Raw genomic sequence first — 25,693 nt, 5'->3', positions numbered from 1 at the left:
ACCGCATCCGCCGGTCCAGACGCTCCGCCGCCGGCCGGCGTTTCAGGTCGGCGGCGCACGTACGCTGCTCCGTCTCTGTCGGATGCGCGAGAGCTGCAACGCGCCGCCCGCGCCGCGGCGCGGCCACGTCCCGCGCCCGCAGGAATGCGCGGAGCGCGGCCTCGATTCTCGGCCGTGTGCGCGATGACACTGGTCGCGATGATCGCCGCGACCTCGTCCATGCCCGCGTTCGCCGTCGACACGGGCAGAAACCTTTCGAGTGCCGCGCCCGGTGTTGCGGCGCAGCCTCAGACGTTCGTCGCCGCCGGCGCAGTCCAGCAAACCGTCACCCGGGACGCCTTCGCAGCGGAAGCCAAACCCGAAGTGCTCGTCCCCACCGTGGTCGCCACCGAACTGATCGAGGACGCCGCGCAGGAGGAAACGGTCGCGGGAACTCTCAGCGGGGCGTGGGTTCTCCCTGTCGCGGGACGCATTTCCAGCACGTTCGGTCCTCGCCCTGACGCGCCTGTCGCCGGTGTCAGCGCGTTCCACAAGGGCACCGATCTGGCGGCGCCGTGCGGAACTCCCGTGCTCGCGGCGGCCAACGGAACGGTCGAAGAAGCCGGCTACGCGGGCAGCTACGGCAACTGGATCCTCCTCGAGAACGACGACGGCATCCAGACCGGGTACGCGCACAACGGCGAGCTGCTGGTCGAGGTGGGCGAGCAGGTCGCTGCCGGCGACGTCATCGCGCTCGTCGGCTCCACCGGCGCCTCCTCCGGCTGCCACCTGCACTTCGAGACACGCGTCGACGGGACTTCCATCGACGCCGAGGCGTTCATGAGTGAGATCGGAGTCGACCTTGGCTGAGCACACCCCACCCCTCACCGGCGGTGCACCAGCGGGCAGGAGCAGGCACCCCTCCCACGTGGCCGGTGTCCTCGCCGCGGCTGCCGCCCTCGCCGCGCTCACCGGCTGCACCGCTTCGGCGGTCACCGACCGGCCAGCGGCCCCCGAAGGGTTGGAGCACGTGCACGGCCTGGGCTGGGACCCGGTCACCGGCCTCACCTACGCCGCGGCGCACTCCGGCGTCTGGGTGATCGACACCGACATCCTCGGTGACACGTATCCGGCGGCCTCCACAGCGGCCCCGTCAGCGGACGGGCCGATCGCTGATCGCGCGCAGGACACGATGGGATTCACGATCACGTCCGACGGAGTGTTCTACGCCTCCGGGCACCCCGACCCCGCGGACGCGGCCGCAGCCGGCCCCAGCCTCGGGCTGATCAGCAGCACCGACGCGGCTCGCACCTGGGAGTCGTTGTCCCTCAGTGGTGAAACAGACTTCCACGACCTCGCGACCATCAGCCTCGACGATGCCCGCACCCGCGTCTACGGGTACGACGCGGGGACAGGGATCATCCGCCGCAGCGATGACTCCGGCGCCACCTGGACCGACACCGCCGCCCTCGCGCTGCGGGATCTGACCGTGGACCCTCAGCGCCCGGACCGGGTGCTCGCGAGCACCGACGCGGGACTGCAGGTCAGCGACGACGCGGGCGCGAGCTTCCGCGTTGTGGACGGCGCTCCCGCCCTGTATCTGGTCGAAGGGACACCGGACGGCGCCCTCGTCGGGGTCGACGTCGAGGGGACGCTCTGGACGGGAGCACTCGAGGGCGGCTGGGACAGCCACGGGACCCTGACAGGGATCCCGGAGGCGTTCGCGGTCGTCGGCGGTGAGGAGTCGTGGATCCTCGCCGCCGACGAGCGCGGCATCGTCGCCAGCAGCGACTACGGCGCGAGCTGGACGGTGCTGCGCGCGTCCTCGTGACGGGGAGCATCCGTGCCGCGCTCGCGCGCTGCGCGGGTGCTCGCCTCCGGGGTGAGATCCAGCCGGCGCAGCAGCTGCGCGTTCACCGCGACGACGACCGTCGATGCAGACATCAGCAGCGCCCCCACCGACATGGGCAGAACGAATCCGATCGGGGCGAGCGCTCCCGCGGCGAGGGGGACGGAGAGGAGGTTGTAGCCGGCCGCCCACCACAGGTTCTGCTTCATCTTCCGGTAGCTCGCCCGGGACAGCTCGATCACGGACAACACCGATCGCGGATCATCGGACGCGAGGATGACGCCGGCGGAGGCGATCGCGACGTCCGTGCCGGCGCCGATCGCGATGCCCACGTCCGCCTGCGCGAGAGCGGGAGCGTCGTTCACGCCGTCCCCGACCATCGCGACGCGACGGCCCTCTTTCTGCAACTCGATGACCTTCGCGGCCTTGTCCTCAGGCTTCACGCCGGCGAACATCCGATCGATGCCGAGCTCGTCGGCGACGGTGCGGGCGACGGCTTCGGCGTCACCGGTGATCATGACCACCTGCACGCCGATCGCGTGCAGCGCGTCGACCGCCTGCCGGGACTCCTCCCGCACCTCATCCGCCAGCCCCAACGCCCCGATAACCCGGCCGTCGCGGAGCACGTGCAGGATGATCATCCCTTCCGCCTCCCACGCCCGCGTCTGCTCGAGCGGCGCCGCGTCGTGCGCGCGGAGCATCGACGGACCCCCCACACTCACTGCCCGCCCCTCGACGTGCGCGGTGACACCGACCGCGGTCGACGCCTCGAACCCGGTCGCCGCCGACACCCGCACACCGCGGTCGCGTGCAGCGTTCACGATGGCCCGCGCCAGCGGGTGCTCACTGTCCGCCTCCACCGCCGCGGCGACCGCAAGCAGCTCCTCCTCGCCCACACCCTCGACGGTGTGCACGGCGGTCAGCGTCGGCTCGCCCTTGGTGAGGGTGCCGGTCTTGTCGAACAGGACCGTGGTCACCGTCCGCATGCTCTCCAACGCCAGACGGTCCTTCACGAGCACGCCGCCCTTCGCGGCGCGCTCGGTCGCGATGGACACCACCAGCGGGATCGCGAGGCCCAGCGCGTGCGGGCACGCGATCACCAGGACCGTGATCGTGCGGATCACCGCCTCGTCAGGGCTGCCCAGCAGCGACCACACGATCGCGGTGATCACGCCCGCGCCCAACGCGAACCAGAACAGCCACCCGGCCGCGACATCCGCGATGCGCTGCGCCCTCGAGGAGGAGTTCTGCGCCTCGGTGACCAGGCGTTGGATGCCGGCGAGAGCCGTGTCATCTCCGACCGCCGTCACCTCCACCCGCAGGGCCGTGTCCGTGGCGACCGTGCCGGCGACGACCATCGACCCCGGTCCTCGGCTGACCGCTCGGGACTCCCCGGTGATCATCGACTCGTCCATATCCGCGGTGCCCTCGAGCACTCGGCCATCGGCCGGCACCCGGCCGCCGGGACGCACGATCACGACGTCGCCCTGCACCAGGTCCGCGGGAGACACCTTCTCCACGCCGCTCTCGCGCACCCGCTCCGCCTCATCCGGCAGCAGCGCCGCGAGGGAATCCAAGGCGGAGGAGGTCTGTGCGAGGGAGCGCATCTCGATCCAGTGCCCGAGCAGCATGATCACGATCAGCAGCGCGAGCTCCCACCAGAAATCGAGCTCGTGATCCAGCAGCCCCAGGCTTGCACCCCACGACGCGAGGAACGCGACGGTGATCGCCAACGCGATCAGCAGCATCATCCCCGGCGTCTTCGAGCGCAGCTCCGACACCGCGCCTTCAAGGAACGGCCGGCCGCCCCACACGTACATGACCGTGCCCAGCACCGGCGAGATCCACGCGACCCACGACGCCTCCGGCAGCGGATAGCCCAGGATCATCGCGAACATGCCGCTGAAACCCACCACCGGCACCGCGAAAACCAACATGATCCAGAACAGACGCCGGAACTGGCCCACGTGATCACCGTGACCTCCGTGACCCGCGTGACCGCTGTGCCCTGCGTGGCCGTCGTGCTCGCCGTGGCCCGGGTGACCGGCAGGGTCACCGTGCTCGCTCCTGACCGGATGCCCGGCGTGACCGTCCGGAGCCGTACTCACGGCCTGACCGTGCGACGCCCCGCGCTCTCCCGGCATCGCGTGGCCGCCGTGCTCGGACTGCGCCGGCATTGGCGTCGCCCCGTGATGCTCACCGTGCCCGCTCGAATGCCCCTCGTGCTTGACCATCGTGACTCCTTCCGGCCTGAACCGACCTCACCGAACCGTATACCCCCCCGGGGTATCTGACAACGGGGTTGAAGGCTCGTTCATTCCCGGAGCTGGACACTCCTGGACACGCACGACTCCACAGACGTCACCTGTCCACGCGCGCTCCCGCGGCCCGGCAGGACGCCACCGGGACACCCGCCGCGAGGCCGCACCTCGCGGATCCGACATCACCGACGACCTGCTCACCCGACGAACGGAACACGCTCTTGCTACTGGAACTGCTCACGGAACTCACCACCACCCCGCCGTCCCCGGCGACCCCCCACTCCCGCGCCGTTCAACGAGGACACCGTGACCCCGGGCCTCTTCGGCTTCCTGCTGACCTTCCTCGTCGCGGGAGCCGCCGTCCTGCTGTCCGTCGACATGATCCGGCGCGTCCGACGAACGACCTACCGGGAGATCGTGTCCCGACAGCTCGACCTCGAAGAAGCGCACGCACAGCAGAAGAACACCGACGAGCAGTAGCGGCACCTCCCGCGACCGCGCCGCCGCAAGCCCGCCGTGCAGCGCGACGACCAGGGCCGCTATCTAGGCTGTGGCTCATGAGTTACTCCGACCCCGCCGGCACGCCTCCGCCGCCGCGACCTGTGTGGGTGAAGGTGTTCTCGCTCGTCGTTGCTGCGCTCGGGATCGTCTTCATCGCCGTGCACCTGCTCACCGGCGGCGGAGCTCAGATGATGAACCACTGATGATGTTCACCCCGCGCGCCCGGCAACTCGCCCTCACCGTGCACGTGCTGGTCTCGGTCGGCTGGTTCGGCGCCGTCTGCGCCTTCCTCGCGATCGCCGTTCTCGGAGCGACGAACAGCGACCCCCTCGTGGTGCGCGGCGCGTACCTGGCGCTGGAACCGGTGGGGATGCTCGTGATCGTGCCGTTCGCCCTCACCTCCCTCGCGACCGGGATCCTCCAAGGACTCGGGACGCACTGGGGGCTGCTGCGTCACTACTGGGTGGCGATCAAACTCTGGCTGACCGTCTTCGCGACCGCAGTCCTCCTCATCCACACCCGCCTGATCGGGACGATGGCCGCCGCCGCCCACAACGGCCAGATCCCCGCGACGCTCGACGGCACCCGCACGCAGCTCGTCGTCGCAACGCTCGGCGGCGCGATCGTCCTCACCGTCATCATCGGACTGTCGATCCTCAAGCCCCGAGGTCTCACGAGGCGCGGCCTCCACCAGACCCGCCCGTCACGAGTGACCGGTGCTGCGCCCCGCGGGCGCCCGTGAATTCCTTGCCCGAATAGCTCACGGCGCAGCGAGCGGACGCTCACACAGAACGCCCGTTCTCTGTCGCGGCGGGATAAGGATCCTGTTGAGCGCCCAGGATCCGCGTGTATCGTGATCATCACAACGGGCCGGTTCCCGGAACGTTGCCAGCCGAAGACCCCGCCTCGCGGGGTCTTCATTTTTAAGGCGTCCAGATCCAATCGCGCGATGTCGACGCGTCGATCAGGCCGCCCAGGCGTCCGATTGACGGAGGTGCTGGTCTTGCGGAGGTGTTTGCTGTCGCTCGTCGCCTGCTGATCTAGTCGTCATCATCATCGTCGTCCTCCACGAGTTCGCCTTCCCAGGCCTCGCGGCCCTCGTGGATCGCGAAGAGGGCGATGACGAAGCCCGCAACGGGGTCCAGCCACGCCGCACCGGTGAGCGCGTACAGAACGAGTCCGACGAGGGTGGAGACGCTCAGCAGGACGCAGATTCGGGTCTCTGCGGCGTCCGCGAGGATCAGGGGGTCACCGAGCTTCTTCCCGACGCGGGTCTTCAGCCCGGCGAGCACCGGCATGACGATGATCGAGAGGGCCAGGAGCACGATGCTGACGGGCGAGGACTCGGGAGCCTCACCCTCGATCAGGCTCCGGATGCCCTCGATGGTCACGTACGCGGCGAGGAGGAAGAACGTCACCGCGACGAATTTCAGCGTGCGCCGCTCCTTGGCCTCGTCCGCTTCGCCGTGTCGCAGCCGCGCCGCCAGACGCAGGCCCACCAGCACGGCGGCGATCGATTCGATACCGGAATCGATGCCGAACCCGATCACGGACACGAGTCCCGCGGCGATGCCCGCCGCGATCGCGACGATCCCCTCGATGACGTTGTAGGCGACGGTGAACTGCGCGAGGCGCAGCCCGCGTCGGGTCAACTGTTCGGTCTCGGTGGGCGTGGGCATGGGTGTGGGTGTGGGTGTGGGTGTGGGTGTGGGCGTGCTCATTCTGCGGTCCTGTCGGGCGAGGGAATGGAAGGTCAGATGGGGAGGACGAACCCGTTGATGAGGTTCTGCAGGCGGTAGATCAACTGGGTCCACAGGCCGGTGACCATCGCGGTGCCGATGAGGATCAGCAGCCCTCCGCCGAGGAGGTTGATGGTGCGGATGTGGCGCTTGAGGAAGCTGGTCGCGGTTGCCGCCCAGGAGAATCCGAGCGCGATCAGCAGGAACGGGATCCCCAAGCCCAGGCAGTACAGCAGCCCGAGCAGCGCGCCGCGGCCCGCGGACGCCCCGTCCAGGCTCAACGCGGAGATCGCGGCGAGGGTGGGTCCGAAGCAGGGCGTCCACCCGAGCCCGAACACGACACCGAGCAGGGGTGCTCCGGCGAGTCCGGTTGCCGGTTTCCAGCGGGGACGGATCGTGCGTTGCAGGAACCGAACCTGACCGATGAACACGACACCCATGAGGATCACGAGCACGCCGAGGATGCGGGTGACGGTGTCCTGCCATTCGAGCAGCCACGTGCCGAGCGCGCCGAACGCGGCACCGTAGGCGATGAAGACGACGGCGAAGCCGGCGACGAACAGGCCCACCCCGGCGACGAGGCGACGGCGGCTGCCCGCGGCGAGGTCCGGGTTCCCGCCGATGTAGGCGAGGTAGCCGGGAACGAGGGGCAGCACGCACGGGGACGCGAACGAGACGAGCCCGGCGAGGACCGCGATGGGTGCAGCGAGCAACAGTTGGCCGCTGAACACGGCCTCTCCCCAGTTCACGACGCCGCCTCCGCGATGGTGTCCGCGATGAGGGTGTCGAGGATCGAGCGGGCCGTGACGCGGCCGAGGATCCGCGCGGCGGGCCGACCCTCGACGTCGAGGACGAGGGTGGTGGGGACGGCGTTCGCGGCGAACTTCCCAGCGAACGCGAGAGCCACCGCGGCGTCGGTGTCGATGATCGAAGGGTAGGTGATGTCGTAGGTGTTCGCGAACGCCACGGCCGTCTCGGCCTGGTCGCGGACGTTGACCCCCAGAAACGTCGCGCCGTTCCCGTCGTACTGCTCGTGCAGCGCCTGGAGGTCGGGTGCTTCGGCGCGGCAGGGGGCGCACGCGGCGTACCAGAAGTTCACAACGAGCACCTGCCCGCGATAGTCGTCCGAGCTGATCGACTCCCCGGTCTCGCCTGTTCCCACGAACTCCACCGGCTCGCCGCGGCTGCCAATCGGCCACTCGATGACCGTGCCGTCGCCGGCGACGTAGTTCTTGTTCGACCCGCCCCGGTACTGCTCCGCGAGGTCATCGCGGGCGCACCCGCTGGTCGCCAAGCCGATCACGGCGAGCGGAGGGAAGGTCAGCAGGGCGCGGCGGGTGAGGGCGCTCACGAGGTGACCGCGATCAGAGTGCTGGTTGTCACGGTGGTGCTTTCTGTCAGGCCGGTGATCGTCGCGCGACGAACGGTCGCGGAGGATTTGCGAGGGGTTAGGACGGGGGGCGGCGAAGTGATCACGTTTCGGACCTGCGCGGTTCGGGACTGTCGTGCTTGCCGAAGACCTGGAGGACAGCCCAGCCGGCGATGCCACAGGTGGTGAAGATGTCCGCGACGTTGAAGATCGCGAACCAGTCGACCGCGATGAAGTCCACGACCTCCCCGCTGAGGGGAGTGCCTGTTGCGCGGCTGATGCGGTCCCAGATGTTCCCGGCGCCACCCCCAGCGGCAAGAGCCAGGAGAGCCGTGCCGCCCATCGGCGCGCCTCGAGCGGCACGCACGAAGACCCAGACCGTGAGAGCGCCGGCGATGCCGATCAGTCCCACCGCCAGCGGCGGGCCCAGCTCCGAGCCCATCCCGAACGCGACGCCGGGATTGAAGATCAACTTCAGCCGGGCGCCCAGCGCGAGCTCGATGGTGCGCCCGTCGCCTAGCTCCGTGAGCGCCCAGCTCTTGGTGAGCTGATCGAGGGCGAACGCTGCCGCGATCAGCGCGGCCGCCACCGCCACTCGGAACGCGGCCGTGCGCGTCGCGGCCATCAGAAGAGTTCGAGGAGTCGGGGCAGGACACCCGACTCGATCAGGATGAAGAGCCCCAGACCGATGAACACGGCAGGCACGAGCCAGTGCTCGACCCGCTCGAGCAGCTCCGTGACTGTCTTGTTCGTCCCGACGACGCGAGCGACCAGGCACCACACCGCCACGAGCAGGAAGAACACGATGATCGTGACCACCGTGTCCGCGACCGGGCTGGTACGGAACACCGGCGTGTACAGCGAGATGTTGTCCGCGCCGTTCGCAATCGTGATGCCCGCGACACCCAGCAGCCCGACCGCGCTGATCGAGCCCTCATCGTCATCGTCATCGTCGCCCCTGTTGCGCAGGGTGCGGATCAGCCCGTACAGACCGATCGCCAGAGGAATCAGGCCCAGCAGGCCCACCCACTCATCCGGAATGATCGTCAGACCGGCGGCAGCGACCACGCTGATCGCGACGAGAGTCGCGAAACCGAGATACTGCCCCGCGACGACCTTCCATGCCGGCAACGAGCCGCGCGCGGACGCGAGGAACAGCACCGTCAAAACCACGATGTCATCGATGTTCGTCGCTGCGAACAAACCGATCGCCGCGGCGATCGTGCCGATCACTTCGCAGCCCCCGCGTCGCGGCTCACCGTCGACGCGGCATCCGCGTCGGTTGCGTCCCAGGAGTCCGTTCCGAACATGCCGCACAGGTCGACCTGGAAGCCCGTCGCTTCCAGTAGAGCCTCTGCGGACTCCAGCAGGTCGATCAGCTCCGGCCGGGCCAGGGAGTAGAACACCTGTCGCCCCTCCGCGCGCCCCACCACGAGGCCGCATTCACGCAGGCAGCTCATGTGCTCCGAGGCCGTGGACTGCGCCACACCCAACTCGGCCACGAGATCGCTCACCCGAGCCTCCCCCTGCCGCAAGCGCCTCACGATTTGGAGACGCTTCGGGTCAGCCAAGGAATGGAACAGGGATACGGCGGCAGACGTGCCCCGCACAGAATCAATCGGCATACACCGATGTTATCGACTGAAATCGATCAGATCAAAACCAGCGCATCTGCGATCGACCGTCCGAGCTGAGCGCAGAGTGAAGCGACGAGTCAGGCGGTCGGCTCGTTCCGTGCCTCCGCCAGGGACAGGGCGAGCGACTCGCCCCCCTCCGCCTTCACTCGATCCAGCGGCGGACGGCTCCACGGCCGAGTGCCCGCTTAGAGAATTACTCCTGCCGGTTCTAGCATTCCCCCCAGGGGTAACGTGCTGCTAGGGTCGTGCTATGGCTGAGACCGAGGAGCGCGATGCGGATGGGCTGCTGCGGCAGCTCGTCGCGTCCGTGTCGGCGATCCCGGATCCGATCGAGCGCGCGAGTGAATGTGTACGCGTCGGGGAAGAGGTTCGGGGCCTTCACTCGCAGCTGGCTGCGGTGCGGCGGAAGGCAATCTATGAGGCGACACTCAAACCGGGAGCAACGGGACGTAGCGTCGCGGCCGAGCTGGGAGTGAGCGCGAAGACCGTTTCGCAAGCGTCGGCGGAGTATCGCCGTACCGACCTGGAGATGCTGCGCGATCTTGTTCTCGCGGCGAAGGTTGGGAGCCAGGAAGATCCCGACGTCGCCCATGCGGAGGCGATGCTCGCGAGCACGACCGCGGTCGGTGTTCTTGCTCATGTCGTCGCCAAGTTGTCGGGCCATTGGTACCGGGCCGCCGATTTCGATTCGGACGACGACCACTGGTGGAAGATCCACGACGGTTTCGAGCGCGCTCAGTACCTGAGCGGGCTAGCGGGCTTGGAGAGGTCTCGACCCGCCACCGTTGATGCGGCCGAGCAGGACGACCCGCACACGCCTGCGGTGCTGCGATGGCCGTGCAGGCTTCTCAACGCCATGCCCGGCATCAGAGCTCACGCGACGACCGACGAGCGCCGAGGGCGCCCGGTCTGGACCCTCTGGTGGAATATCAAATCAGCCGACAGCCACGTCGACATCTTTTCCGCCGGCCCCTCAGGTGACGGCTGGCTGGTCACGGAATGGCTCGTCTGGCTCGTCCGGGACTACCGCATCGCTGGCAGGACGATCGCATCGACGGTCACCGCTCCTCCTCCCATGCTCAATGAGCCGGGCAACATGCTGACGTTCACGATCGAGGCGCCCCTCGATGGCGAGGATGCGGTCGATCCGCGCGAGTTCGGGCGGTCGATCGTCAGGCTGTGGGGCGGAGCGGCCAGCGATCGCGACCGGACCGGCTACTTCGAGATCAATTGGCCTCCCGAGGACGAGACGTGAGCGCCGCCTCCGTCTTCGTCGACGAGTCGAAAGCAAAGGACTACCTGCTCATCGCGGCGGCGATCATTCCCCGTGACATCGCGGAATCGCGGCGCACGGTTCGCGCTCTACTCCTTCCCGGGCAGCCTCGCCTTCACATGAAGCAGGAGAACGAGTCGCGAAAGCGACTCCTGCTCGACACTTTCGCCACCCTCGACACCACGGTGACGATCTTCCGGGCTCCGCGGGACCTCGGCAGCGAGGTCGTCCGCCGTCGACGCTGCCTTGAGGAACTCGTCGGCACCATCGGCCCTACCGGAGGCCGTCTCTGCCTCGAGCGCGATGAGACGCTGGTCGCGCGCGACAAGCAGTGCATGATCGAGGCGACCCGCCGCACCGGGAGCGTCGGCACCTTGGAGTACTGGCACGAGTCTGCGGCCAGCGAGCCGCTGCTCGCGATCCCCGACGCCGTGGGGTGGGCGTGGGCTCGCGGCGGAGACTGGCGGCGGCGCGCGCAATCGATGATCAGTGCAGTGATCGACATCACACCCTGAATGCGCGAAACCCGAGCGCCGCGTCCATTCCGGACGGGTCTCGGGTTCACTTCCCGAGACTCACCGTCCCGGGCCCCGACAGTCTATATCTCGTAGCTCCTACGAGCTACAGACGAGCCAGCAAGCGGACCCACCCGATCGGGGCCGCGCTGCGAAGCCGCTACCGGAGGGCGAACGAGCGCACCGCCGCGATCGGCGCGTCGTGTTCCACAACTCGTGTCCGAGACCTATGACCCGTGACCTACGTTCGCAGTACAGTCAGCTCATGGCTGCGATCGGATACGCGCGCGTCTCGACCAGAGACCAGAACCCTGACGCTCAGACCGACGCGCTCACGGCCGCCGGCTGCGAGAAGGTCTTCGTGGAGCACGCCTCCGGAGTGCTCGCGAAGCGTCCCGCGCTCGAGGACGCTCTCGACTACCTCCGCGAGGGCGACTCCCTCGTCGTGACCAAGCTCGACCGCCTCGGACGGTCCGTGCGGAACCTGAAAGAGGTGGCCGACGGCCTCCAACAGCGCGGCGTCGGACTGAAGGCTCTCTCCCAGGGCATCGACACCACCACTCCGGGCGGGCGGCTGTTCTTTCACATGCTCGCCGCGATCGCCGAGTTCGAGCACGACCTCATCGTGGAGCGCACCCACGACGGCCTCGCCGCCGCTCGAGCCCGCGGTCGCAAGGGCGGCGGACGCTTCAAGATGACGCCCACGAAGGCGAAGCAGGCGCGCGCGATGTACGAAGAGAAGACGTACACGGTCCAGCAGATCGCCGAGACCTTCGGCGTCTCCCGCGGCACCATCTACCGCCACCTCACCGAAGACCACTGAGAGCCGCCGCGACGAGCGTCGCGGTTCACGGACACGAGCGGACGCCGACCTCCGTCGGCGGCGGTGCTGAGCGCTGCGCGCATTTTGCCTGGAAGCCTTCGGCAGCGTACGGGCCTGCGGCGTCCACGCAAGCCGCTGCGCGGCCGGCTCCTCCGACGTTCTCGGCACGCGGTCGCTGCGCTCCCTCACATCGCGCCGACAACATCTCCTCCTCCGCCCTCCGGGTTGCGCTCCCGCCTCCGACCCTGCTCGGCACTACGTGCCTTCCAGGCAAAAAAACGCTGGGAGAGAAGGAAGAACAGACGAGCAAGACCACCCCCGCTGGCTTGACAAATCTGATTGAGAATCACGGCAAAAAAACGTGGGGGAGAGGCGAAGAGAGGGCAGACCATGACCACCACCACCACCCCGATGCAGACGCCGACCCTTCCCGAGGCGCTGGCCGAGTTCGTGTCCGTGTTCTCGCACGGAGAGCTGGCCGATGACCTGGCCCCGCGGCTCAACTGCGGTGAGGTCGACGCGCTGGCTGGACTCCTGCGAGCATTCGAACGAGACGAGGCCGCGGACCTGTGGATCACGGAGCACGCGACCGACGACGACGAGGGCGACGCCCACCACCCGGAAGGAGAGTGAGACTCATGGCGCTGACCGTCTACTCGAAGCCGTCGTGCGTGCAGTGCACGATGACCTACCGGGTGCTCGAGAAGAAGGGCATCGAGTACACCGTCGTGGACATCACGACAAACCCCGCAGCGCTCGCGTACATCACGGAGGAGCTGGGCTACTCCGCCGCTCCCGTGGTCGTCGCGGGCGACCAGGACCACTGGTCGGGCTTCCGCCCGGACCTCATCGAGAAGCATGCGGCATGACCAGGCCGGACGCCTCGAATGACGAGTACCGGGCCGGGTATCTCGCTGGGCAGGCCGATCGGCAGGGAGAAATCGACGCGCTCGACTTCCTGGCCGATCGGCTCTACCGCGCCGCTTACGGCGACGAGCGACGCCTTCCGGCCTACGCCTCGACGCGCGCCGAGCTCGAACAGCGCCGAGCGCTGTCCGAGCCGCCGGTCGAGGTCACCCGACGCGACGCTCTGGCGTCCTGGGGCATCGAGCCGGCCCCGACAGACACCCCCGCGGCCGACGCCGCGAAAGAGATCCCGTCGACGTCGACGGGACGAACGAACCGCACGAGCAGGAGACGACAGATGAGCACCAGGACCATCACCGGCAATCTCGCCGCCGACCCCGAGGCCGTACAGGCCGGCCGCGTGCAGATCGTGAAGCTGCGCGTCATCGAGAACACCGGAGAGTTCCGCGGGGGAGAGTGGACCGCTCACGAGGCGCCGACGACGCACTTCGTGGAAGCGAAGTTCGAGCTGGGCGAGCACGTGCTCGCCTCCCTCCACAAGGGCGACGCTGTGATCGTCGTCGGCTACGAGCGCACCGTCGCCTGGGGCGAAGGCGAGAACCGCCGCACCGGCCGCGTCCTCGAAGCCGACGCCATCGGACCCAATCTCGCCCGTGCAGCCGCGATCATTCAGACCGCTCCGAGGATGCCCCGCCGTCTCGCAACTTACGAAGCGGAGTAGAATGACTCATCCTCGACGCGGAGCGCGTAGAGGATGACGTGATCCTCCGGGATCGCTGCGCGCACTTCCGCGATCGCCGCGGCGCTCGTCGCCGCGCTGCTGCGCACCACCGTTGATGCCGATTCCGCGCGCGTCCGGTGTGCCAGCTCCCACATGCCTCCATCGTCGCACTGGCCGGAACCTCACTAACTCATTTACTCATTAGCTCAAATGAGTGAATGACGTCATGAGTATTTGATCCGCGGGACCTGCGTGGGGGAGTGGCAGGTGAGCCGGCGGCGCCGGCTCGTGAGGGGCGGCCCCTCACGCTCCCCAGCGTCCCGTTCCGGGGCGCGAGCTGCACTCGCGCAGCGGCGACGGAACGCCGCGGGTTGGAGGCCGCTGCGCGGCCCGTTTCCCCCGTTTTCTTCACCTCTCCGCGGTCTCAACCTATTTCGCTCCGGCGGCTGCGTGCCACCGATCCCGGACGCGCCCTGCGGGCTTATTTCGCCCGTGATCGGCGTCACTCCGCCGCCTCCACTCAAACGGTCTTCCCCGCCGGAGAGGCAAAGAAAAACGATCAGCCAGAGGGAGACACACCATGAGCCAGCAGCGCGGCACCCGTACCGAGGTCATCAAGAGCGAGTACCACGGACCCGGAGCGGACGGGATCAGCCGCACCGCCCGTCAGGTGGTCATCGTCGGCGCCGGTGGCCGCGACCCGGTGACCGAGCAGACCCCGGCCGTGCACCTGGTCACCCGCGAGGGCCGCGCGGGGCTTCCCGGGGTGACGTTGCAGCACTTCGAGCCGGTCGACCCGGTGCCCGCGGATCGCGTCGGCTACATGGCCTCCGGCGCCTACGTCGTCGTTCCGGTCGACGTCGCGCGAGCGCTCGACCTGTTCCCGGCCGCGTACGCGCTGCACGACCGCAGCGAGACGCCCGCCGACTACCGCGACAACGACTGAACCCCCGAACCGAGAAGGAGAACCGACATGCTCACCATCACCCACACCCCCGAAGCCGGAACCCTCATCGAGGGCACCAGCCGGGGCGACGGCACCGCCGAGATCCTCAAGGCGTCCGGCTGGCGCTGGGGCCGCTCCATCGGCGCCTGGTACATCCCGCAGTCCCGCGACCGCCTCCCGAAGTGGTGGACCATCAACCGCGCCGCGACCGCCCTGCGCGACGCCGGACACGAGGTCACCATCGAGGCCGAAGAGACATTCCGCCCGACCGCCGAGGCCGAGGCAGACAAGATCGAGCGCCAGGCCGCCCGCGTCGACGCGCTCGACGCGAAGGCCGACCGGCGAGCCGCGGACGCCGACACCGCCGACGCGGCCGCGCGCCGCGCACTCGACCGGCTGCCCGAGGGCGGCGAGCCGATCAAGATCGGCCACCACTCCGAGAACCGGCACCGTAACGCGATCGCCAAGGCGGATGCCGCGATGGGCCGCAGCGTCGAGGCCGACCGCGAAGCCACCCGCGCCCGCGCCCGCGCCGACGTCGCCGCCAAGACCACCGATCACCGGTACGCGCCCGGGATGGTCGCCCGCCGCATCGAGCGGATCGCGACCGACATTCGCGGGTACAGCCGGAAGATCGAGGGCAGCTCGCACAACTTCGGCGGCGGCTACATCGAGACGACCGCGCCCGCGACCGGCGCCTACCGGGAGCGGCTGATCACCCAGCGCGCGCAGCTCGAGGACGAGCACGCCTACTGGACCGCCGTCCGCGAGGCGCAGGCCGCCGCCGGGGAAGTCACGATCCACAGCCGCGACACGATCGCCAAGGGCGACATGATCAAGCACCGTTTCGGCTGGCACGTCGTGACCCGCGTGAACCCCAAGAGCGTGACCGTCGCGCTCGACTGGAACGACGGAACCCGCCCCTACAAGGTCAACTACGCCGACGTGCAGGGACACCACACCGCCGCCGAGGTCGAGACAGCCCGCGCCGCGGCCGCCGAGAAGGCAGCCGCCGAGACGGCCGCCGCGAGCTGAGCAGGCGAGGGCCGGCCCCCGGGCCGGCCCGTGAGGGGCGACCCCCTCACACTCCCCGGATGTCCCGTTCCGGGGCGCGAGCTGCACTCGCGCAGCGGCGACGGAGCACCGCCGATCGGAGGCCGCGATGCGGCCCATTCTCCGCGTTTTCTTCACCTCTCCGCGGTTTCAACCTATTTCGCTCCATCGGCTCCGTGCCGCCGCTATCGGACGCGCCCTGCGGGCTTATTTCGCCCGCTATCAGCGTCACTGCGCCGCCTCCACTCAAACGGTTTTCCCCGCCGGAGAGGCAAAGAAAAACGATCAGCCAGAGGGAGCACCCACACCATGCAGACCGCCACCGACTTGCAGACCACGGCCAAGACCTATCTCACGCTCGCCAACACTCGCGCGGTCAGCATCCGCGTCGTGGGCACCGACCCCAAGACGACGCCCTCCGTGCTCGTCACCCGTCGTCCCTCCGGCGTCTGGGAGGCGTGGCACTCCGACCATCTGCACGGCATCACCAGCGGCTCGTTCCGCCACTGCGTCACCCACGCTCGCCGCGCAGCGATCCGCCGCGTCGCCCCGTTCCTGAGCCGCTGAGAGGACCTGACCATGACTCGCACTGATACCGGCCGCGCGAGCGCCGAACAGCTCGCCCTCATCCTCACCACCCGCCGCGCGGAGTCCGACGAGGACGCCGCCGCCACGGACGCCGAGATCCTCGCGCACGTCCGCAACACCCTGACCCTGCCCGGGGAGGGATGCCCGGGCGGGTTCCCCGTCACCGACGACGGAAGCGACTACGCGGCCGCGCTGATCGCGTTCCTGTCGCCCGTCCCGACCGCAGACGCGATGCTCGCCACGATCGAGAGCTTGCACCAGCAGGTGTGGGCCGCGGCCCCCGTCCTCACCGTCGAGACGGTGACCGATGACGGGGAGACATACCCCGCGCTGCGCTGCCCCGCATGCGGCCAGCTCGTCACCGACTCCGGCGACCTGTACGCCGTGGACGTGTCGACCAGGTGGAGCACCGCCGAGACGGACGCCGAGCACCAGCAGATGAGCATGACCCGCGGAGACGACGACTACAGCAGCACCCTGTACTACCTCCACGCCGCAGGCGAGCCGCACGCCGTCGTCCCGCCCGAGGGTTGGACCGAGAGCTGGAACTGACCCAGCGGGGGAGGGGCCGGCCTTCGGGCCGGCCACGAGGGGCGACCCCCTCGCGCTCCCCGGTGTTCCACCTTCGGCGGGGCGCGAGCTCCGCCCGCGCAGCGGTGACGGAGCACCGCCGGTGAGGTGCCGCTACGCGGCAGGATTCCCCGTTTTCTTCACCTCTCCGCGGTTTCAACCTATCTCGCTCCATCGGCTACGTGCCACCGATCCCGGACGCGCCCTGCGGGCTTATTTCGCCCGTGATCGGCGTCACTCCGCCGACTCCACTCAATTGGTTTTCACTCGCCGGAGAGGCAAAGAAAAACGATCAGGAAGACGACAAAAGCCCCGTAGTGAATGAAGCACCACGGGACCCGTCGCCTCAATGGTCGCACACCGATCAAGGAGAAACCATCGTGACTATCACCACCGGAACCGGGACCGTTCAGCACATCGACCCGACCACCCTCGTCATCGAGGCGAACGTGCGCACCAGCGCCCCCGTGACACGCGATTTCGTCGCGTCGATCCGCGAGAACGGCGTCATCACCCCGATCCTTGCCCGCCGCGACGAGCACGGAAACGTCATCGTCCGCGCAGGCCAGCGCCGCACCCTCGCCGCACGCGAGGCCGGAGTCGCCACGGTCCCCGTCTACGTCGTGGAGGGCGACGACACCACCGCGGACCGGATCATTCAGCAGATCATCGAGAACGACCAGCGCGCCGAACTCAGCACCGCGGATCGCACCGCCGCCTGGGCGCAGCTCGCGTTCGAGGGCATCACCGCCTCGCAGATCGCCAAGCGCACCGGAACCAAGACCGACGCGGTGAAGAAGGGCCTCGCCGTCGCGGAGTCCGCGACCGTCACGTCCGTTCTCCACGAGCACGAGCTGACTCTCGACCAGGCCGCGGTGCTGTTGGAGTTCGAGGACGACGCCGACGCCCGCGCCCACCTGATCGAGGTCGCGACCAACGACCCGACCCAGTTCGAGCACACCGCGCAGAGCCTCCGCGAGGACGCCGCGGAGAAGGCACGCCTCGCCGCCGTCGAGCAGGAGCAGATCGCGAACGGCTTCCAGGTGCTCACCCGCTCCGACGCCTACGGCGAGGGCAGCCCGTGGGTCGCCCTCCGCAAGCTCCGCACCGCCGACGGGGAGCAGGTCACCGCCGAGCACATCGCCGCGATCCCGGTTCGCGGGGCTCTCATCGACACCCGCTGGAACGGCGACATCGACGTGACCCACTTCGTGCAGGAGCCCACGGAGGCCGGATTCACCTACGCCTACCGCGGCGACGTGCCCGCCGCGGCGCTCACCCCCGAGGAGGCGGAGGAGGAGCGCGTCGAGAAGTCCGCCGAGCGGAAGGTGCTCATCGCCAACAACAAGGCGTGGACTGCCGCCGAGACGGTCCGCCGCCAGTGGATCGCCACGTTCCTCAGCCGCAAGACGCTTCCGAAGGATGCGGATCGGGTGATCGCTCTCGGGCTCACCGCGCACCGGTTTGCGGTGTCGTCGGGGATGAGCAACGGCAGCGACCTCGCCCACACGCTGCTCGGCATCGACCGCCCCTCCGGCTACCGCACCGACGCTCTCGCCGCGCTGGTCGAGGCGAACCCGGCGAAGGCCCGGCTGGTCGCGCTGGCCGTCGTGCTCGGAGGTCAGGAGGCGAACACGAGCAAGGAGTCGTGGCGACGCGGCGACGAGCGCGCCGCCGCCCACTTCCGCCAGCTCGCTGCGTGGGGGTACGCGCTCTCCCCGGTCGAGCAGGTCGTCACGGGCGAGAGCACCCCGGCTAACGCCGCCGGGATCAGCTAGCCGCTCCGCGGGGACCGGCATCCGCCGGTCCCCGCACCCCCGCTCCCGACTCCTGCAGAAAGGCCCGCCATGACCACCACCACGACACCCGCCGTCGACGTCGACGTGTGGGGACACACCCCGGCGCTGCGCGATGCGCAAGCCGCCGTCGCCGCCGCCACCGCGACCGGCGACCTCGACGCGATCGCCGCGGCCGCGCGAGCGCTGATCGTCGCCGCGGCCGCGCGAGCGCTGATCGTCGCCGCGGCCGCGCACGCCTGGCCCACCGCTACCGCCCTCGTGTTCAAGTACGAGACGACCGGCCCCGTCGCCCACGTCTGGGGGCTGTGGAGAGTCCTCGACGCCGATCGTCAGACCCTCCGCGAGTGGGAGGACGACCCGGGCGGCATGAGCGATGAGTCCGAGGAGGAGCTGGTGGCCCTGGACCTCATCAGCAACCGCCGCGAAACCCTCGACTACACCGACTTCGGAAAGCCCATCGGCTCCACCGTCCTGATCCTGCACACCCTCACCCTCTGAGCGCGGGCGCGGGCCGCCCCGGACCGGGCCGGCCCGTGAGGGGCGACCCCCTCACACTCCCCGATGTTCCGCCGGCGGCGGGGCGCGAGCTCCGCCCGCGCAGCGTCGACGGAGCGACGCCCGGAGGTCGACCGGCTGCGCCGGCCGCCGTTGGTCGCCCTGCGGGCTCACACCCTTTTTTGCCGTGAAGCCTTCGGCGGCTCCCTCCGCTTCGCTGCGGTCGTAGCTACCTACGGGCTCCGTTCAAGTGGCTGCGCCACCGACTCCTCCGAGACTTTCAGCACGCGGTCGCTGCGCTCCCTGATCTGAGGACCACGGGCTGCAGACCCGTCATCCCTGCCCCCATTGAACAAGCTGGTTGCACTGCGCCCTCCGGTTGCTAAGGCGGAAAACCGCCTTCCAGCTCGAGCAGACACGGCCGCTGGCGTGATCGGCGTTGCGACGAGCCGTGCACCGGTCAGCGCATCTCGTGCGCGATCTCCAGGAACGCCGCCGCGGACGACCCGATGCGATCGGACCAGATGGCGCGGAGGGGTCGCACGAGTGCTGGTCCGCGGAGGGGCACTCGTATCAGTGAGCGCGCGGCGAGATCTGTTTCGACGGTGAGGATGCTCATGACTGCGGGCGCGATGCCGGCGCGGGCGTTCGCTCGGATGATCGCCGTCGTTTCAAGGATCGCGGCGGGAGTCGTGAGTGCGAGCCCGGCGTCGTGGAGCCATGCTTCGAGGGTCGTCCGGGTGCCGGAGCCTTCCTCTCGTGTCAGCAGTGCGGTGCCGGCCAAGTCCTCGGCGCTGATACTCGCCGCGCGTGCCCAGGGGTGGTCGGGTGCCACGACGACAGCGAGTTCGTCCTCCGTGACCACGTCAGAGGAGAGCGTGGCCGTGGACGCTGGTGTCTCGACGAATCCGAGTTGCGCGGCACCGGATCTCACGAGCTCTGTGACCGTGGCTGAATTGCCGGCGATCAGCTGCACACTCACCTCGGGTGTGCGCTGTCGGAATTCGAGGAGCCAGCGTGGGAGCAGCAGTTCGGCGATGGTCTGCGACGCCGCGAGAACCAGTGAGCCGGTCGGCTGTCGCAGTGCTGCCGCGCCCGCCTCGAGGCGGCGGGACGCCTCGAGGACCGGGCCGGCCAGCTCGAGCACGAGCCGGCCCGCGTCGGTCATCAGGGACCCGGTCGGAGAGCGGCGCACGAGCGGCTGCCCGATGGCGCGCTCCGCGACCCGCAGACGCGCCGAGACGGCCTGCTGGGTGACGCCGAGGTCTTCGGCAGCGCGGGAGAGCGAGCCCGCCTCGGCGATGCGCTCGAGCACCTCCAGCGTGTCGAGATCCAGGATCCGGTCCGTCAATCGCCGCGTCGCCACAAGCACTCATTGTGCCCCGCCAAGACGATCGCTGTATCGGCTGGTGCCGGCGATGCTCAGGCTGGAGGCATGACAACTTTCTCCCCCGCCCGCGCATCTTCCTCGATCGGGCATCCTCCGCGGTCGAGGCGCTTGTTCCGGGAGTTGGAGCATCCGGGACTGATCGTGTCGAACCTGACGCCGAACTGGTTCGCGTCGATCATGGGCACCGGCATCGTCGCGGTCGCCGCCGCGTCCCTGCCACTCCAGTTCCCCGGACTCCGCACCGGGGCCACCGTCGTCTGGGCGATCGCCGCGCTGCTGCTCGTCGCGCTGACGGTCGCGACCGGGCTGCACTGGGTCCGCTACCGCGGTACAGCGGTGAGGCACCACCTGAATCCCGTGCTCTCGCACTTCTACGGCGCGCCGCCCATGGCGTTCCTCACTGTCGGCGCGGGAACCCTCCTCCTCGGCAAGGACTGGATCGGCCTGCCGGCCGCTGTCACCATCGACTGGGTGCTCTGGGGTGCGGGGACTCTCGGCGGGCTGGTGACGGCGGTCCTGGTGCCCTACCTCGCGTTCACCCGGCATGAGAACAAGCCCGATTCGGCGTTCGGCGGCTGGCTGATGCCGATCGTTCCGCCGATGGTGTCCGCTTCCACCGGCGCACTGCTGCTGCCGTACGCGCCCGCCGGGCAAGCGCGGGAGACGCTCCTGTGGTCCTGCTACGGCTTCTTCGGCCTCAGCCTGGTCGCGTCGCTGGTGGTGATCACCCTGATCTGGAACCGGCTCGCGCAGCACAAGGTCGGAGCGGCGGGGATGGTGCCGACGCTGTGGATCGTCCTCGGTCCGGTCGGACAGTCGATCACCGCCGTGAATCTGCTCGCCTCGAACGCGCCCACCGTCGTGGACGCCGGCATGGCGCGTGCGCTGCTGGTCGTGGCTCTGGTGTACGGCTTCGCGATGCTCGGCTTCGCACTGCTCTGGACCGTCATCGCCCTCGCGATCACCCTCCGCACCGCGAAGGAGCACCTGCCGTTCAGCCTGACGTGGTGGTCGTTCACGTTCCCCGTCGGCACCTGCGTCACCGGACTGAACGGCCTCGCCCTGCACTCCGGTCTCACGGTTGTCGCCGGCCTCGCGGTGCTCTACTACGTCGGCCTGGTCGCCGCGTGGATCATCGTCGCCGCCCGCACGTTCCACGGTTCCGTGATCCGCGGAACCCTGCTCGCACCACCGCGGCCGGCCTGACCGGGATCGAGGACCATCGTGGATGTCCGAAGCCTGAACGCCCTCGCCGAGACCTGGCGGAGTACCGCGGACGCGACCGGACGCTTCGTTCCGGGCTTCGATCCCTGCTCCGGCGGCACCGCCAGTCGCGTCCTGGTGCTGATGCAGTCACCCGGCCCTCGGACGATCGCCGCGGGATCCGCTGCCGTCTGCAGCGAGGACAACCTCGGGCCCACCGCCGCCGCGTTCCGGGCGGCCCGAATCGAGTCCGGACTCTCCCGCGACCACTACCTCCGATGGAACCTCATCCCGTGGGAGATCCCTGGCCGCGTCCGCCCCGCGGACATCGAGGAGGGTCGGCTCGCGCTCGGTGAGCTGCTGGAGCTGCTGCCCGCGCTCGGCGCCGTCGTCACCTACGGGACCGTGGCGCTCGACGGGGTCATGCGCTATCTGACCCTGCACGATGATCCCCGTGTCGTCCCCGTACTCGCGGCACCGCACCCCTCACCGGCCAACGGACGTCACCGCGCCGACCAGCACCTCCGCTCCGTGAACGCGCTCCGCCTCGCGAATCGTCTCGGATCCGGTCGGCGAATCGCAGACTGACGGCACTGAAGGGAGACGTCCGCGGCTCGGTCGGCACCGGTCGTCGTGACCGATGAGGCGCTGATCTCAGACGGTCCCCGTCCTCGGACCGCTGACGGGAGCGGCCGGGTCGTCCACGACGTCGACGGTGTACGCCGCGCCGTGCTCGAGCGTGTGGCCGACGGTGCACTGGCGATCCACGGCCCGGTGGGTGCGTTCGGACAGTGAGGCGATCCGCTCGGGATCGAGCGCCGACAGGTCGGCGCGGATCACGGCGGTGATGGAGTCGTAGCGGTCCTCACCCTCGGGCTTGGTCGCGGTGATGTCGGTGGTCGCTTCGAAGTCGGCTCCGAGTCGGCTGGCGAGGAGGTGGTCCGAGGAGAGCATGCCGCAGGCGGCGAGGGCGAGGTGCAGCAGCTCGCCGGGCGAGAACACGCCGTCGGCGTCCGACCCGCCGATGCGGACCTCGGCTCCTCGCGCGTTGCGGCCGATGAAGCTTCTCGGGCCCTCGCGGGTGATGTGCAGCGGTGTGGTCTCGGTGCTCATGGTCTGCTCCTGTCCTGTGTCCGCGGCACCGCGGGCAGTGCCGGTGTCTCCTGCGGGTGGGCGGTGTCTCAGGTGTCGGTGCGGACGAGGGGGGAGTTCGTGCCGCGGACCCTGATGTCGACGCCGGTGATCTCCGACCGGGCGATGCCCGTGGACGCCGCCAGGTCGACGGCGCGCTGCCCGGCCGCCGTCCAGGTGGCGACGGTGATCGTGCTGCCGTCTGTGCGGGTGATCACGAGTTCGTACTCCGCGTCGGCGGGCGCATCACCACTGTAGGTGCAGCTCCACTCCAGCCGGGTGCCCCACGGCTTCCCCTCGACCTGGATGTCCGCAGCGAGAGCGGGATCGTCCGCGATCGGGTCCATCGGTTCGAGGGTCGCCTCGCTCGCCACGGGAGCACCCGCGATGCCCGTGCCGAGAGCGACGCCTCCGAAGACGGAGGCGGTGACGGCGGCCGCGACGGCGAGGGACGTCACCAGCCGGCGCCGACGTCGGCGCGTCCGGACACGGTGAGCGATGGCGGGCAGCGTCACCGGGGAGGGCGGCGCGTCCTCGCCGTCGTCCGATGCGCTGATGGCGAGAGCATCCTCGACGGAGAGCCGACCGACGATGCCGGGCAGTCCTGCCAGCTCTGCCACGGCCGCGCGGCAGGCCGCGCAGCCGCTGAGGTGCTGCTCGTACTCGAGTCGCTGATCCGCGGGGAGAGCGCCGAGGACGTAGGACGCGTCCCAGTCGCGGTACTCGTCCTCCGTCGCAGAGCTTCCGTGGTGGTCGTTCATCGGGTGACGCCCCTTTCCTGCAGAGCCAGTCGCAGTCCGCGCAGTCCGTAGTGCAATCGAGATTTCGCTGTTCCCTCGGGGATGGAGTGCCGGCGGGCGATCTCGGGGACGGTGTGTCCGAGGAAGTACGCGTCCACCACGATCCGACGATGCTCCACCGACAGCGATGCGAGAGCGTCGGCGACGAGGATGCTGTCCAGGACTGCGTCGGTGTGATCGGGGACGGCGCCGCCGCCGTCCTCGTCCTTCGCCGGCACTTCGCGTCGGCTCCGAGCGGAGCGGGCGTCGTCGATGACGAGGTTGCGGGCGACGGTGAACAGCCACGCGCGAGCGGCGTCGGCGTCGCGTTCGAGGACCTGCGGGCGCTGCCAGGCCCGGACCATCGTCTCCTGCACGACGTCCTCCGTCAGCGCCGCGTTCCGAGTGAGGTTCTGCACGAAGCGCCGCAGCGCCGGGCCGTGACTCTCGTATAGCGCCGCCAGGAGCTCATCGACGGGGCGGGGCACAGTGCTCACCGCCTCGAAGCGCCACGGCGCACTCCGTCATCTCGGTTGCTCCGATCACTGCGGGTCATCCCTTCCGGTCCTTGCCTGTCGAGAACCGGCGACCCGTCCGGGCGATGCGCTTCGCTGCGCGCGGGGACGGGTCGCCGGCGCATCAGGACGCCGGGGTGGAGGTGCTCATGCCCGCAGCTTCCTTGTTCGTCGTGCCGTCAGGGAGGAGGACGTACCAGGCGTCCTTCACACCCTGCCCGTTGACCTGGCCCGGTGCGGTGTCCTTCGCGAACCGGTAGACCGGCCATCCGTCGACGGTCAGCTGGGTCGTCCCGTCGGTGCGCGTGATCGAGCCGACCTCTGCGGTGATCCCATCCGCGGCGGTCGTGCTGGACGCCGACACGGCCGGCCAGGTCGTGGCGCACTCGTCGTAGCAGCTGCTGCTGCCCGAGTTCTGCGTGTCCTTCGTGAACGTGTAGACGGTGTAGCCGGCCTCGTCCGTGATGATCTCGCCCAGCGGCGAGGACGCCGTCGTGAGAGCCGCCGTCTCAGCGGAGGCGGAGGCGGTGGCGGAAGGGCTGTCGGCCGGCGCTTCCGACGAGGCGGCCGAGCCGGCGGCCGTCGAGCATCCGGCGAGAAGGACGGCGGCGAACGCCGCAGTGGTCACAGTGGTCGCGATTCGCTTGAGCATGATGCCTCCTGTAGTGCGGGGGCCGAGGTGGTCCCACCGAGGACACGACACAGCAGTCGCGGACGTTCAACGAGGCGAGAAGATCGCTGGGAGAGCATCCGCGCGGCGGGCGGCTTCAGCGAGAGCGACGATCCGTTGCGCGCTCCTTCGCGTGAAGGCCCGAGGCAGCGCGCTGCTCTCCATCCCCGCGCAGACCGAGGCGAACGAGCACGCAGACCGCCAGGGAACGGTACCCGCGGCCGTACTGCTGAGGATCCGGGCCACCTCGTCAGGTGGGATCGGGCTTCGCTGTATCGCCACGAGGCGGACGCCACTCGGCGCGCTCCTGCTCAAGAGCAGACAGCCTCCCAGTAGAGGCTCGTCCTCTGGCCGATCGAACCCCCTCGGCGGAAGTCTCCGCGAGCAAGCAGACGCCGACCTCGGTCGGCGCTGTGGTGTGCGCTGCGCGCATTTTTGCCTGGAAGCCTTCGGCAGCGTACGGGCCTGCGGCGTCCACGCAAGCCGCTGCGCGGCCGGCTCCTCCGAGGTTCCCGCCACGCGGTCGCTGCGCTCCCTCACATCGCGCCGACAACCTCTCCTCCGCCGCCCTCCGGGTTGCGCTCCCGCCTCCGCCTCTGCTCGGCACTACGTGCCTTCCAGGCAAAAAAACGCTGGGAGAGAAGGAAGAACAGGCGAGCCAGACCACCCCCGCTGGCTTGACAAACCTGATTGAGAATCACGGCAAAAAACGATGAGGAAGAGGAAGAACATGCAGCAGATCACCACCGTCAGCACCTTCGTCCCGGCCGCGAACGAGGACGGGGTGCAGAGCCAGTTGCGCCGGATCACCGAGCGCGACGTTGACCTCTCGGGCCTCGCACGCAACGGGTGGGCACTCGCTCACACCGCCACGATCCCCGGCACCGAGGGCGTCACGTTCGTGGACACCCTGACCCGCTCCGAGCAGCACTGACCCGCCCACCACCACCGAGGGCGTCACGTTCATGGACACCCTGACCCGCTCCGAGCAGCACTGACCCGCCCACCACCACCGAGGAG

General features: G+C 69.3%; 33 protein-coding genes. 20 read left to right on the top strand and 13 right to left on the bottom strand.

Annotated features, from left to right (window positions below; all coding sequences use genetic code 11):
- Positions 1–198 precede the first annotated feature (198 nt).
- Positions 199–849: a M23 family metallopeptidase gene (locus GSU68_RS18825; protein WP_159910456.1), complete on the top strand. Its 651-nt coding sequence runs from the start codon at positions 199–201 to the stop codon at positions 847–849.
- Complete coding sequence (locus GSU68_RS18820; protein WP_159910455.1) at positions 842–1,810, top strand: F510_1955 family glycosylhydrolase; 969 nt, start codon at positions 842–844, stop codon at positions 1,808–1,810. Before GSU68_RS18825 ends, GSU68_RS18820 begins: the two co-directional genes overlap by 8 nt.
- On the opposite strand, the gene GSU68_RS18815 is transcribed toward GSU68_RS18820, so the two are convergent.
- On the bottom strand, positions 1,771–3,972 hold the full coding sequence (locus tag GSU68_RS18815) for a heavy metal translocating P-type ATPase (RefSeq protein ID WP_244259538.1): 2,202 nt from the start codon (positions 3,970–3,972) through the stop codon (positions 1,771–1,773). The two genes, GSU68_RS18820 and GSU68_RS18815, sit on opposite strands and share 40 nt — an antisense overlap.
- Before the next feature lie 423 nt (positions 3,973–4,395).
- On the opposite strand from GSU68_RS18815, the gene GSU68_RS18810 reads away from it, so the two are divergent.
- The 3 genes from GSU68_RS18810 (at position 4,396) to GSU68_RS18800 (ending at position 5,332) form a co-directional block, all read left to right on the top strand.
- Positions 4,396–4,569: a hypothetical protein gene (locus tag GSU68_RS18810; RefSeq protein WP_159910453.1), complete on the top strand. Its 174-nt coding sequence runs from the start codon at positions 4,396–4,398 to the stop codon at positions 4,567–4,569.
- 77 nt (positions 4,570–4,646) lie between these two features.
- Positions 4,647–4,793, top strand: coding sequence for a hypothetical protein (locus GSU68_RS18805; RefSeq protein ID WP_159910452.1), 147 nt, complete (start codon positions 4,647–4,649; stop codon positions 4,791–4,793).
- Entirely contained in the window at positions 4,793–5,332 is a 540-nt protein-coding gene (locus GSU68_RS18800; RefSeq protein ID WP_348272523.1) for a DUF2269 domain-containing protein, read from the top strand. The genes GSU68_RS18805 and GSU68_RS18800 overlap by 1 nt, the downstream gene beginning before the upstream one ends.
- 298 nt (positions 5,333–5,630) lie before the next feature.
- On the opposite strand, the gene GSU68_RS18795 is transcribed toward GSU68_RS18800, so the two are convergent.
- The 6 genes from GSU68_RS18795 to GSU68_RS18770 all read right to left on the bottom strand — a co-directional run bounded on the left by GSU68_RS18795 (position 5,631) and on the right by GSU68_RS18770 (position 9,323).
- A complete protein-coding gene (locus tag GSU68_RS18795; protein WP_159910505.1) occupies positions 5,631–6,269 on the bottom strand; it encodes a cation transporter in 639 nt (212 codons plus the stop codon).
- 74 nt (positions 6,270–6,343) lie between these two features.
- Entirely contained in the window at positions 6,344–7,042 is a 699-nt protein-coding gene (locus GSU68_RS18790; RefSeq protein ID WP_244259537.1) for a cytochrome c biogenesis protein CcdA, read from the bottom strand.
- A 32-nt stretch (positions 7,043–7,074) separates the two neighbouring features.
- Complete coding sequence (locus GSU68_RS18785; protein ID WP_104313610.1) at positions 7,075–7,680, bottom strand: TlpA disulfide reductase family protein; 606 nt, start codon at positions 7,678–7,680, stop codon at positions 7,075–7,077.
- Between the two features lie 121 nt (positions 7,681–7,801).
- The gene (locus tag GSU68_RS18780) at positions 7,802–8,323 is read right to left on the bottom strand and encodes a signal peptidase II (protein WP_159910451.1); all 522 of its coding nucleotides are present in this window, start codon (positions 8,321–8,323) and stop codon (positions 7,802–7,804) included.
- The gene (locus GSU68_RS18775) at positions 8,323–8,931 is read right to left on the bottom strand and encodes a cadmium resistance transporter (protein WP_104313612.1); all 609 of its coding nucleotides are present in this window, start codon (positions 8,929–8,931) and stop codon (positions 8,323–8,325) included. The genes GSU68_RS18780 and GSU68_RS18775 overlap by 1 nt, the downstream gene beginning before the upstream one ends.
- Positions 8,928–9,323 (bottom strand): metalloregulator ArsR/SmtB family transcription factor, encoded by a 396-nt coding sequence (locus GSU68_RS18770; RefSeq protein WP_159910450.1) that lies wholly within the window; start codon positions 9,321–9,323, stop codon positions 8,928–8,930. The genes GSU68_RS18775 and GSU68_RS18770 overlap by 4 nt, the downstream gene beginning before the upstream one ends.
- Positions 9,324–9,585: 262 nt before the next feature.
- On the opposite strand from GSU68_RS18770, the gene GSU68_RS18765 reads away from it, so the two are divergent.
- The 6 genes from GSU68_RS18765 (at position 9,586) to GSU68_RS18740 (ending at position 13,534) form a co-directional block, all read left to right on the top strand.
- Positions 9,586–10,590 carry a hypothetical protein gene (locus GSU68_RS18765; RefSeq protein WP_104313614.1) on the top strand — a complete coding sequence of 335 codons (1,005 nt, stop codon included), beginning with the start codon at positions 9,586–9,588 and terminating at the stop codon, positions 10,588–10,590.
- Positions 10,587–11,123, top strand: a complete 537-nt coding sequence (locus GSU68_RS18760; RefSeq protein WP_104313615.1) for a hypothetical protein — start codon at positions 10,587–10,589, stop codon at positions 11,121–11,123. Before GSU68_RS18765 ends, GSU68_RS18760 begins: the two co-directional genes overlap by 4 nt.
- 265 nt (positions 11,124–11,388) lie before the next feature.
- Positions 11,389–11,946 (top strand): recombinase family protein, encoded by a 558-nt coding sequence (locus tag GSU68_RS18755; RefSeq protein WP_055794451.1) that lies wholly within the window; start codon positions 11,389–11,391, stop codon positions 11,944–11,946.
- Between the two features lie 390 nt (positions 11,947–12,336).
- Positions 12,337–12,579 carry a hypothetical protein gene (locus GSU68_RS18750; RefSeq protein ID WP_055794449.1) on the top strand — a complete coding sequence of 81 codons (243 nt, stop codon included), beginning with the start codon at positions 12,337–12,339 and terminating at the stop codon, positions 12,577–12,579.
- Between the two features lie 5 nt (positions 12,580–12,584).
- Positions 12,585–12,815, top strand: a complete 231-nt coding sequence (gene nrdH, locus GSU68_RS18745; protein WP_055794446.1) for a glutaredoxin-like protein NrdH — start codon at positions 12,585–12,587, stop codon at positions 12,813–12,815.
- On the top strand, positions 12,812–13,534 hold the full coding sequence (locus GSU68_RS18740; protein WP_055794444.1) for a single-stranded DNA-binding protein: 723 nt from the start codon (positions 12,812–12,814) through the stop codon (positions 13,532–13,534). The genes nrdH and GSU68_RS18740 overlap by 4 nt, the downstream gene beginning before the upstream one ends.
- Here the strand turns inward: GSU68_RS18740 and GSU68_RS18735 are convergent.
- Positions 13,519–13,689 (bottom strand): hypothetical protein, encoded by a 171-nt coding sequence (locus GSU68_RS18735; RefSeq protein ID WP_159910449.1) that lies wholly within the window; start codon positions 13,687–13,689, stop codon positions 13,519–13,521. The genes GSU68_RS18740 and GSU68_RS18735 overlap by 16 nt on opposite strands.
- A gap of 425 nt (positions 13,690–14,114) precedes the next feature.
- Here GSU68_RS18735 and GSU68_RS18730 point away from each other — a divergent pair, with 425 nt between their 5' ends.
- The 6 genes from GSU68_RS18730 to GSU68_RS18705 all read left to right on the top strand — a co-directional run bounded on the left by GSU68_RS18730 (position 14,115) and on the right by GSU68_RS18705 (position 18,988).
- Positions 14,115–14,480 carry a hypothetical protein gene (locus GSU68_RS18730; RefSeq protein WP_159910448.1) on the top strand — a complete coding sequence of 122 codons (366 nt, stop codon included), beginning with the start codon at positions 14,115–14,117 and terminating at the stop codon, positions 14,478–14,480.
- A gap of 27 nt (positions 14,481–14,507) precedes the next feature.
- Positions 14,508–15,515 carry a DUF3560 domain-containing protein gene (locus tag GSU68_RS18725; RefSeq protein WP_159910447.1) on the top strand — a complete coding sequence of 336 codons (1,008 nt, stop codon included), beginning with the start codon at positions 14,508–14,510 and terminating at the stop codon, positions 15,513–15,515.
- A gap of 327 nt (positions 15,516–15,842) precedes the next feature.
- Positions 15,843–16,100 (top strand): hypothetical protein, encoded by a 258-nt coding sequence (locus tag GSU68_RS18720; RefSeq protein WP_159910446.1) that lies wholly within the window; start codon positions 15,843–15,845, stop codon positions 16,098–16,100.
- A 12-nt stretch (positions 16,101–16,112) separates the two neighbouring features.
- The gene (locus GSU68_RS18715; RefSeq protein ID WP_055794437.1) at positions 16,113–16,673 is read left to right on the top strand and encodes a hypothetical protein; all 561 of its coding nucleotides are present in this window, start codon (positions 16,113–16,115) and stop codon (positions 16,671–16,673) included.
- A 398-nt stretch (positions 16,674–17,071) separates the two neighbouring features.
- Positions 17,072–18,469 (top strand): ParB/RepB/Spo0J family partition protein, encoded by a 1,398-nt coding sequence (locus GSU68_RS18710; protein WP_159424188.1) that lies wholly within the window; start codon positions 17,072–17,074, stop codon positions 18,467–18,469.
- Between the two features lie 69 nt (positions 18,470–18,538).
- The gene (locus GSU68_RS18705; RefSeq protein ID WP_159910445.1) at positions 18,539–18,988 is read left to right on the top strand and encodes a hypothetical protein; all 450 of its coding nucleotides are present in this window, start codon (positions 18,539–18,541) and stop codon (positions 18,986–18,988) included.
- Between the two features lie 457 nt (positions 18,989–19,445).
- Here the strand turns inward: GSU68_RS18705 and GSU68_RS18700 are convergent, their stop codons facing one another.
- Positions 19,446–20,351 carry a LysR family transcriptional regulator gene (locus GSU68_RS18700; RefSeq protein ID WP_020624524.1) on the bottom strand — a complete coding sequence of 302 codons (906 nt, stop codon included), beginning with the start codon at positions 20,349–20,351 and terminating at the stop codon, positions 19,446–19,448.
- Between the two features lie 165 nt (positions 20,352–20,516).
- Between GSU68_RS18700 and GSU68_RS18695 the strand changes: the two genes are divergently transcribed.
- Positions 20,517–21,581 carry a TDT family transporter gene (locus GSU68_RS18695; RefSeq protein WP_020624523.1) on the top strand — a complete coding sequence of 355 codons (1,065 nt, stop codon included), beginning with the start codon at positions 20,517–20,519 and terminating at the stop codon, positions 21,579–21,581.
- An 18-nt stretch (positions 21,582–21,599) separates the two neighbouring features.
- Positions 21,600–22,166 carry a uracil-DNA glycosylase family protein gene (locus tag GSU68_RS18690; RefSeq protein ID WP_235576811.1) on the top strand — a complete coding sequence of 189 codons (567 nt, stop codon included), beginning with the start codon at positions 21,600–21,602 and terminating at the stop codon, positions 22,164–22,166.
- A 66-nt stretch (positions 22,167–22,232) separates the two neighbouring features.
- On the opposite strand, the gene GSU68_RS18685 is transcribed toward GSU68_RS18690, so the two are convergent.
- The 4 genes from GSU68_RS18685 to GSU68_RS18670 form a co-directional block, all read right to left on the bottom strand.
- A complete protein-coding gene (locus tag GSU68_RS18685; protein WP_055794432.1) occupies positions 22,233–22,691 on the bottom strand; it encodes an OsmC family protein in 459 nt (152 codons plus the stop codon).
- Positions 22,692–22,759: 68 nt separating this feature from the next.
- Positions 22,760–23,470, bottom strand: a complete 711-nt coding sequence (locus GSU68_RS18680; protein ID WP_055794430.1) for a zf-HC2 domain-containing protein — start codon at positions 23,468–23,470, stop codon at positions 22,760–22,762.
- Positions 23,467–23,976: a sigma-70 family RNA polymerase sigma factor gene (locus GSU68_RS18675; RefSeq protein ID WP_055794427.1), complete on the bottom strand. Its 510-nt coding sequence runs from the start codon at positions 23,974–23,976 to the stop codon at positions 23,467–23,469. Before GSU68_RS18675 ends, GSU68_RS18680 begins: the two co-directional genes overlap by 4 nt.
- A 151-nt stretch (positions 23,977–24,127) precedes the next feature.
- Complete coding sequence (locus tag GSU68_RS18670; RefSeq protein ID WP_055794425.1) at positions 24,128–24,655, bottom strand: hypothetical protein; 528 nt, start codon at positions 24,653–24,655, stop codon at positions 24,128–24,130.
- 748 nt (positions 24,656–25,403) lie between these two features.
- On the opposite strand from GSU68_RS18670, the gene GSU68_RS18665 reads away from it, so the two are divergent.
- Entirely contained in the window at positions 25,404–25,607 is a 204-nt protein-coding gene (locus GSU68_RS18665; RefSeq protein WP_159910444.1) for a hypothetical protein, read from the top strand.
- Positions 25,608–25,693: the final 86 nt, after the last annotated feature.

Origin of the sequence: Rathayibacter sp. VKM Ac-2759 (assembly GCF_009834225.1) — a bacterium.
Taxonomy (GTDB): Bacteria; Actinomycetota; Actinomycetes; order Actinomycetales; family Microbacteriaceae; genus Rathayibacter.
This window is presented reverse-complemented; position numbering and strand designations above follow the sequence as displayed.

Bases quoted from the DNA above. Each gene is read 5' to 3' on its own strand.
- GSU68_RS18750 (WP_055794449.1), top strand. From the start codon at position 12,337: ATGACCACCACCACCACCCCGATGCAGACGCCGACCCTTCCCGAGGCG.
- GSU68_RS18805 (WP_159910452.1), top strand. From the start codon at position 4,647: ATGAGTTACTCCGACCCCGCCGGCACGCCTCCGCCGCCGCGACCTGTG.
- GSU68_RS18765 (WP_104313614.1), top strand. From the start codon at position 9,586: ATGGCTGAGACCGAGGAGCGCGATGCGGATGGGCTGCTGCGGCAGCTC.
- GSU68_RS18705 (WP_159910445.1), top strand. From the start codon at position 18,539: ATGACCACCACCACGACACCCGCCGTCGACGTCGACGTGTGGGGACAC.
- GSU68_RS18815 (WP_244259538.1), bottom strand. From the start codon at position 3,972: ATGCCGGGAGAGCGCGGGGCGTCGCACGGTCAGGCCGTGAGTACGGCT.
- GSU68_RS18770 (WP_159910450.1), bottom strand. From the start codon at position 9,323: ATGCCGATTGATTCTGTGCGGGGCACGTCTGCCGCCGTATCCCTGTTC.
- nrdH (WP_055794446.1), top strand. From the start codon at position 12,585: ATGGCGCTGACCGTCTACTCGAAGCCGTCGTGCGTGCAGTGCACGATG.
- GSU68_RS18755 (WP_055794451.1), top strand. From the start codon at position 11,389: ATGGCTGCGATCGGATACGCGCGCGTCTCGACCAGAGACCAGAACCCT.
- GSU68_RS18725 (WP_159910447.1), top strand. From the start codon at position 14,508: ATGCTCACCATCACCCACACCCCCGAAGCCGGAACCCTCATCGAGGGC.
- GSU68_RS18795 (WP_159910505.1), bottom strand. From the start codon at position 6,269: ATGCCCACGCCCACCGAGACCGAACAGTTGACCCGACGCGGGCTGCGC.
- GSU68_RS18800 (WP_348272523.1), top strand. From the start codon at position 4,793: ATGATGTTCACCCCGCGCGCCCGGCAACTCGCCCTCACCGTGCACGTG.
- GSU68_RS18780 (WP_159910451.1), bottom strand. From the start codon at position 8,323: ATGGCCGCGACGCGCACGGCCGCGTTCCGAGTGGCGGTGGCGGCCGCG.
- GSU68_RS18685 (WP_055794432.1), bottom strand. From the start codon at position 22,691: ATGAGCACCGAGACCACACCGCTGCACATCACCCGCGAGGGCCCGAGA.
- GSU68_RS18740 (WP_055794444.1), top strand. From the start codon at position 12,812: ATGACCAGGCCGGACGCCTCGAATGACGAGTACCGGGCCGGGTATCTC.
- GSU68_RS18715 (WP_055794437.1), top strand. From the start codon at position 16,113: ATGACTCGCACTGATACCGGCCGCGCGAGCGCCGAACAGCTCGCCCTC.
- GSU68_RS18730 (WP_159910448.1), top strand. From the start codon at position 14,115: ATGAGCCAGCAGCGCGGCACCCGTACCGAGGTCATCAAGAGCGAGTAC.
- GSU68_RS18735 (WP_159910449.1), bottom strand. From the start codon at position 13,689: ATGTGGGAGCTGGCACACCGGACGCGCGCGGAATCGGCATCAACGGTG.
- GSU68_RS18665 (WP_159910444.1), top strand. From the start codon at position 25,404: ATGCAGCAGATCACCACCGTCAGCACCTTCGTCCCGGCCGCGAACGAG.
- GSU68_RS18825 (WP_159910456.1), top strand. From the start codon at position 199: ATGATCGCCGCGACCTCGTCCATGCCCGCGTTCGCCGTCGACACGGGC.
- GSU68_RS18680 (WP_055794430.1), bottom strand. From the start codon at position 23,470: ATGAACGACCACCACGGAAGCTCTGCGACGGAGGACGAGTACCGCGAC.
- GSU68_RS18720 (WP_159910446.1), top strand. From the start codon at position 15,843: ATGCAGACCGCCACCGACTTGCAGACCACGGCCAAGACCTATCTCACG.
- GSU68_RS18670 (WP_055794425.1), bottom strand. From the start codon at position 24,655: ATGCTCAAGCGAATCGCGACCACTGTGACCACTGCGGCGTTCGCCGCC.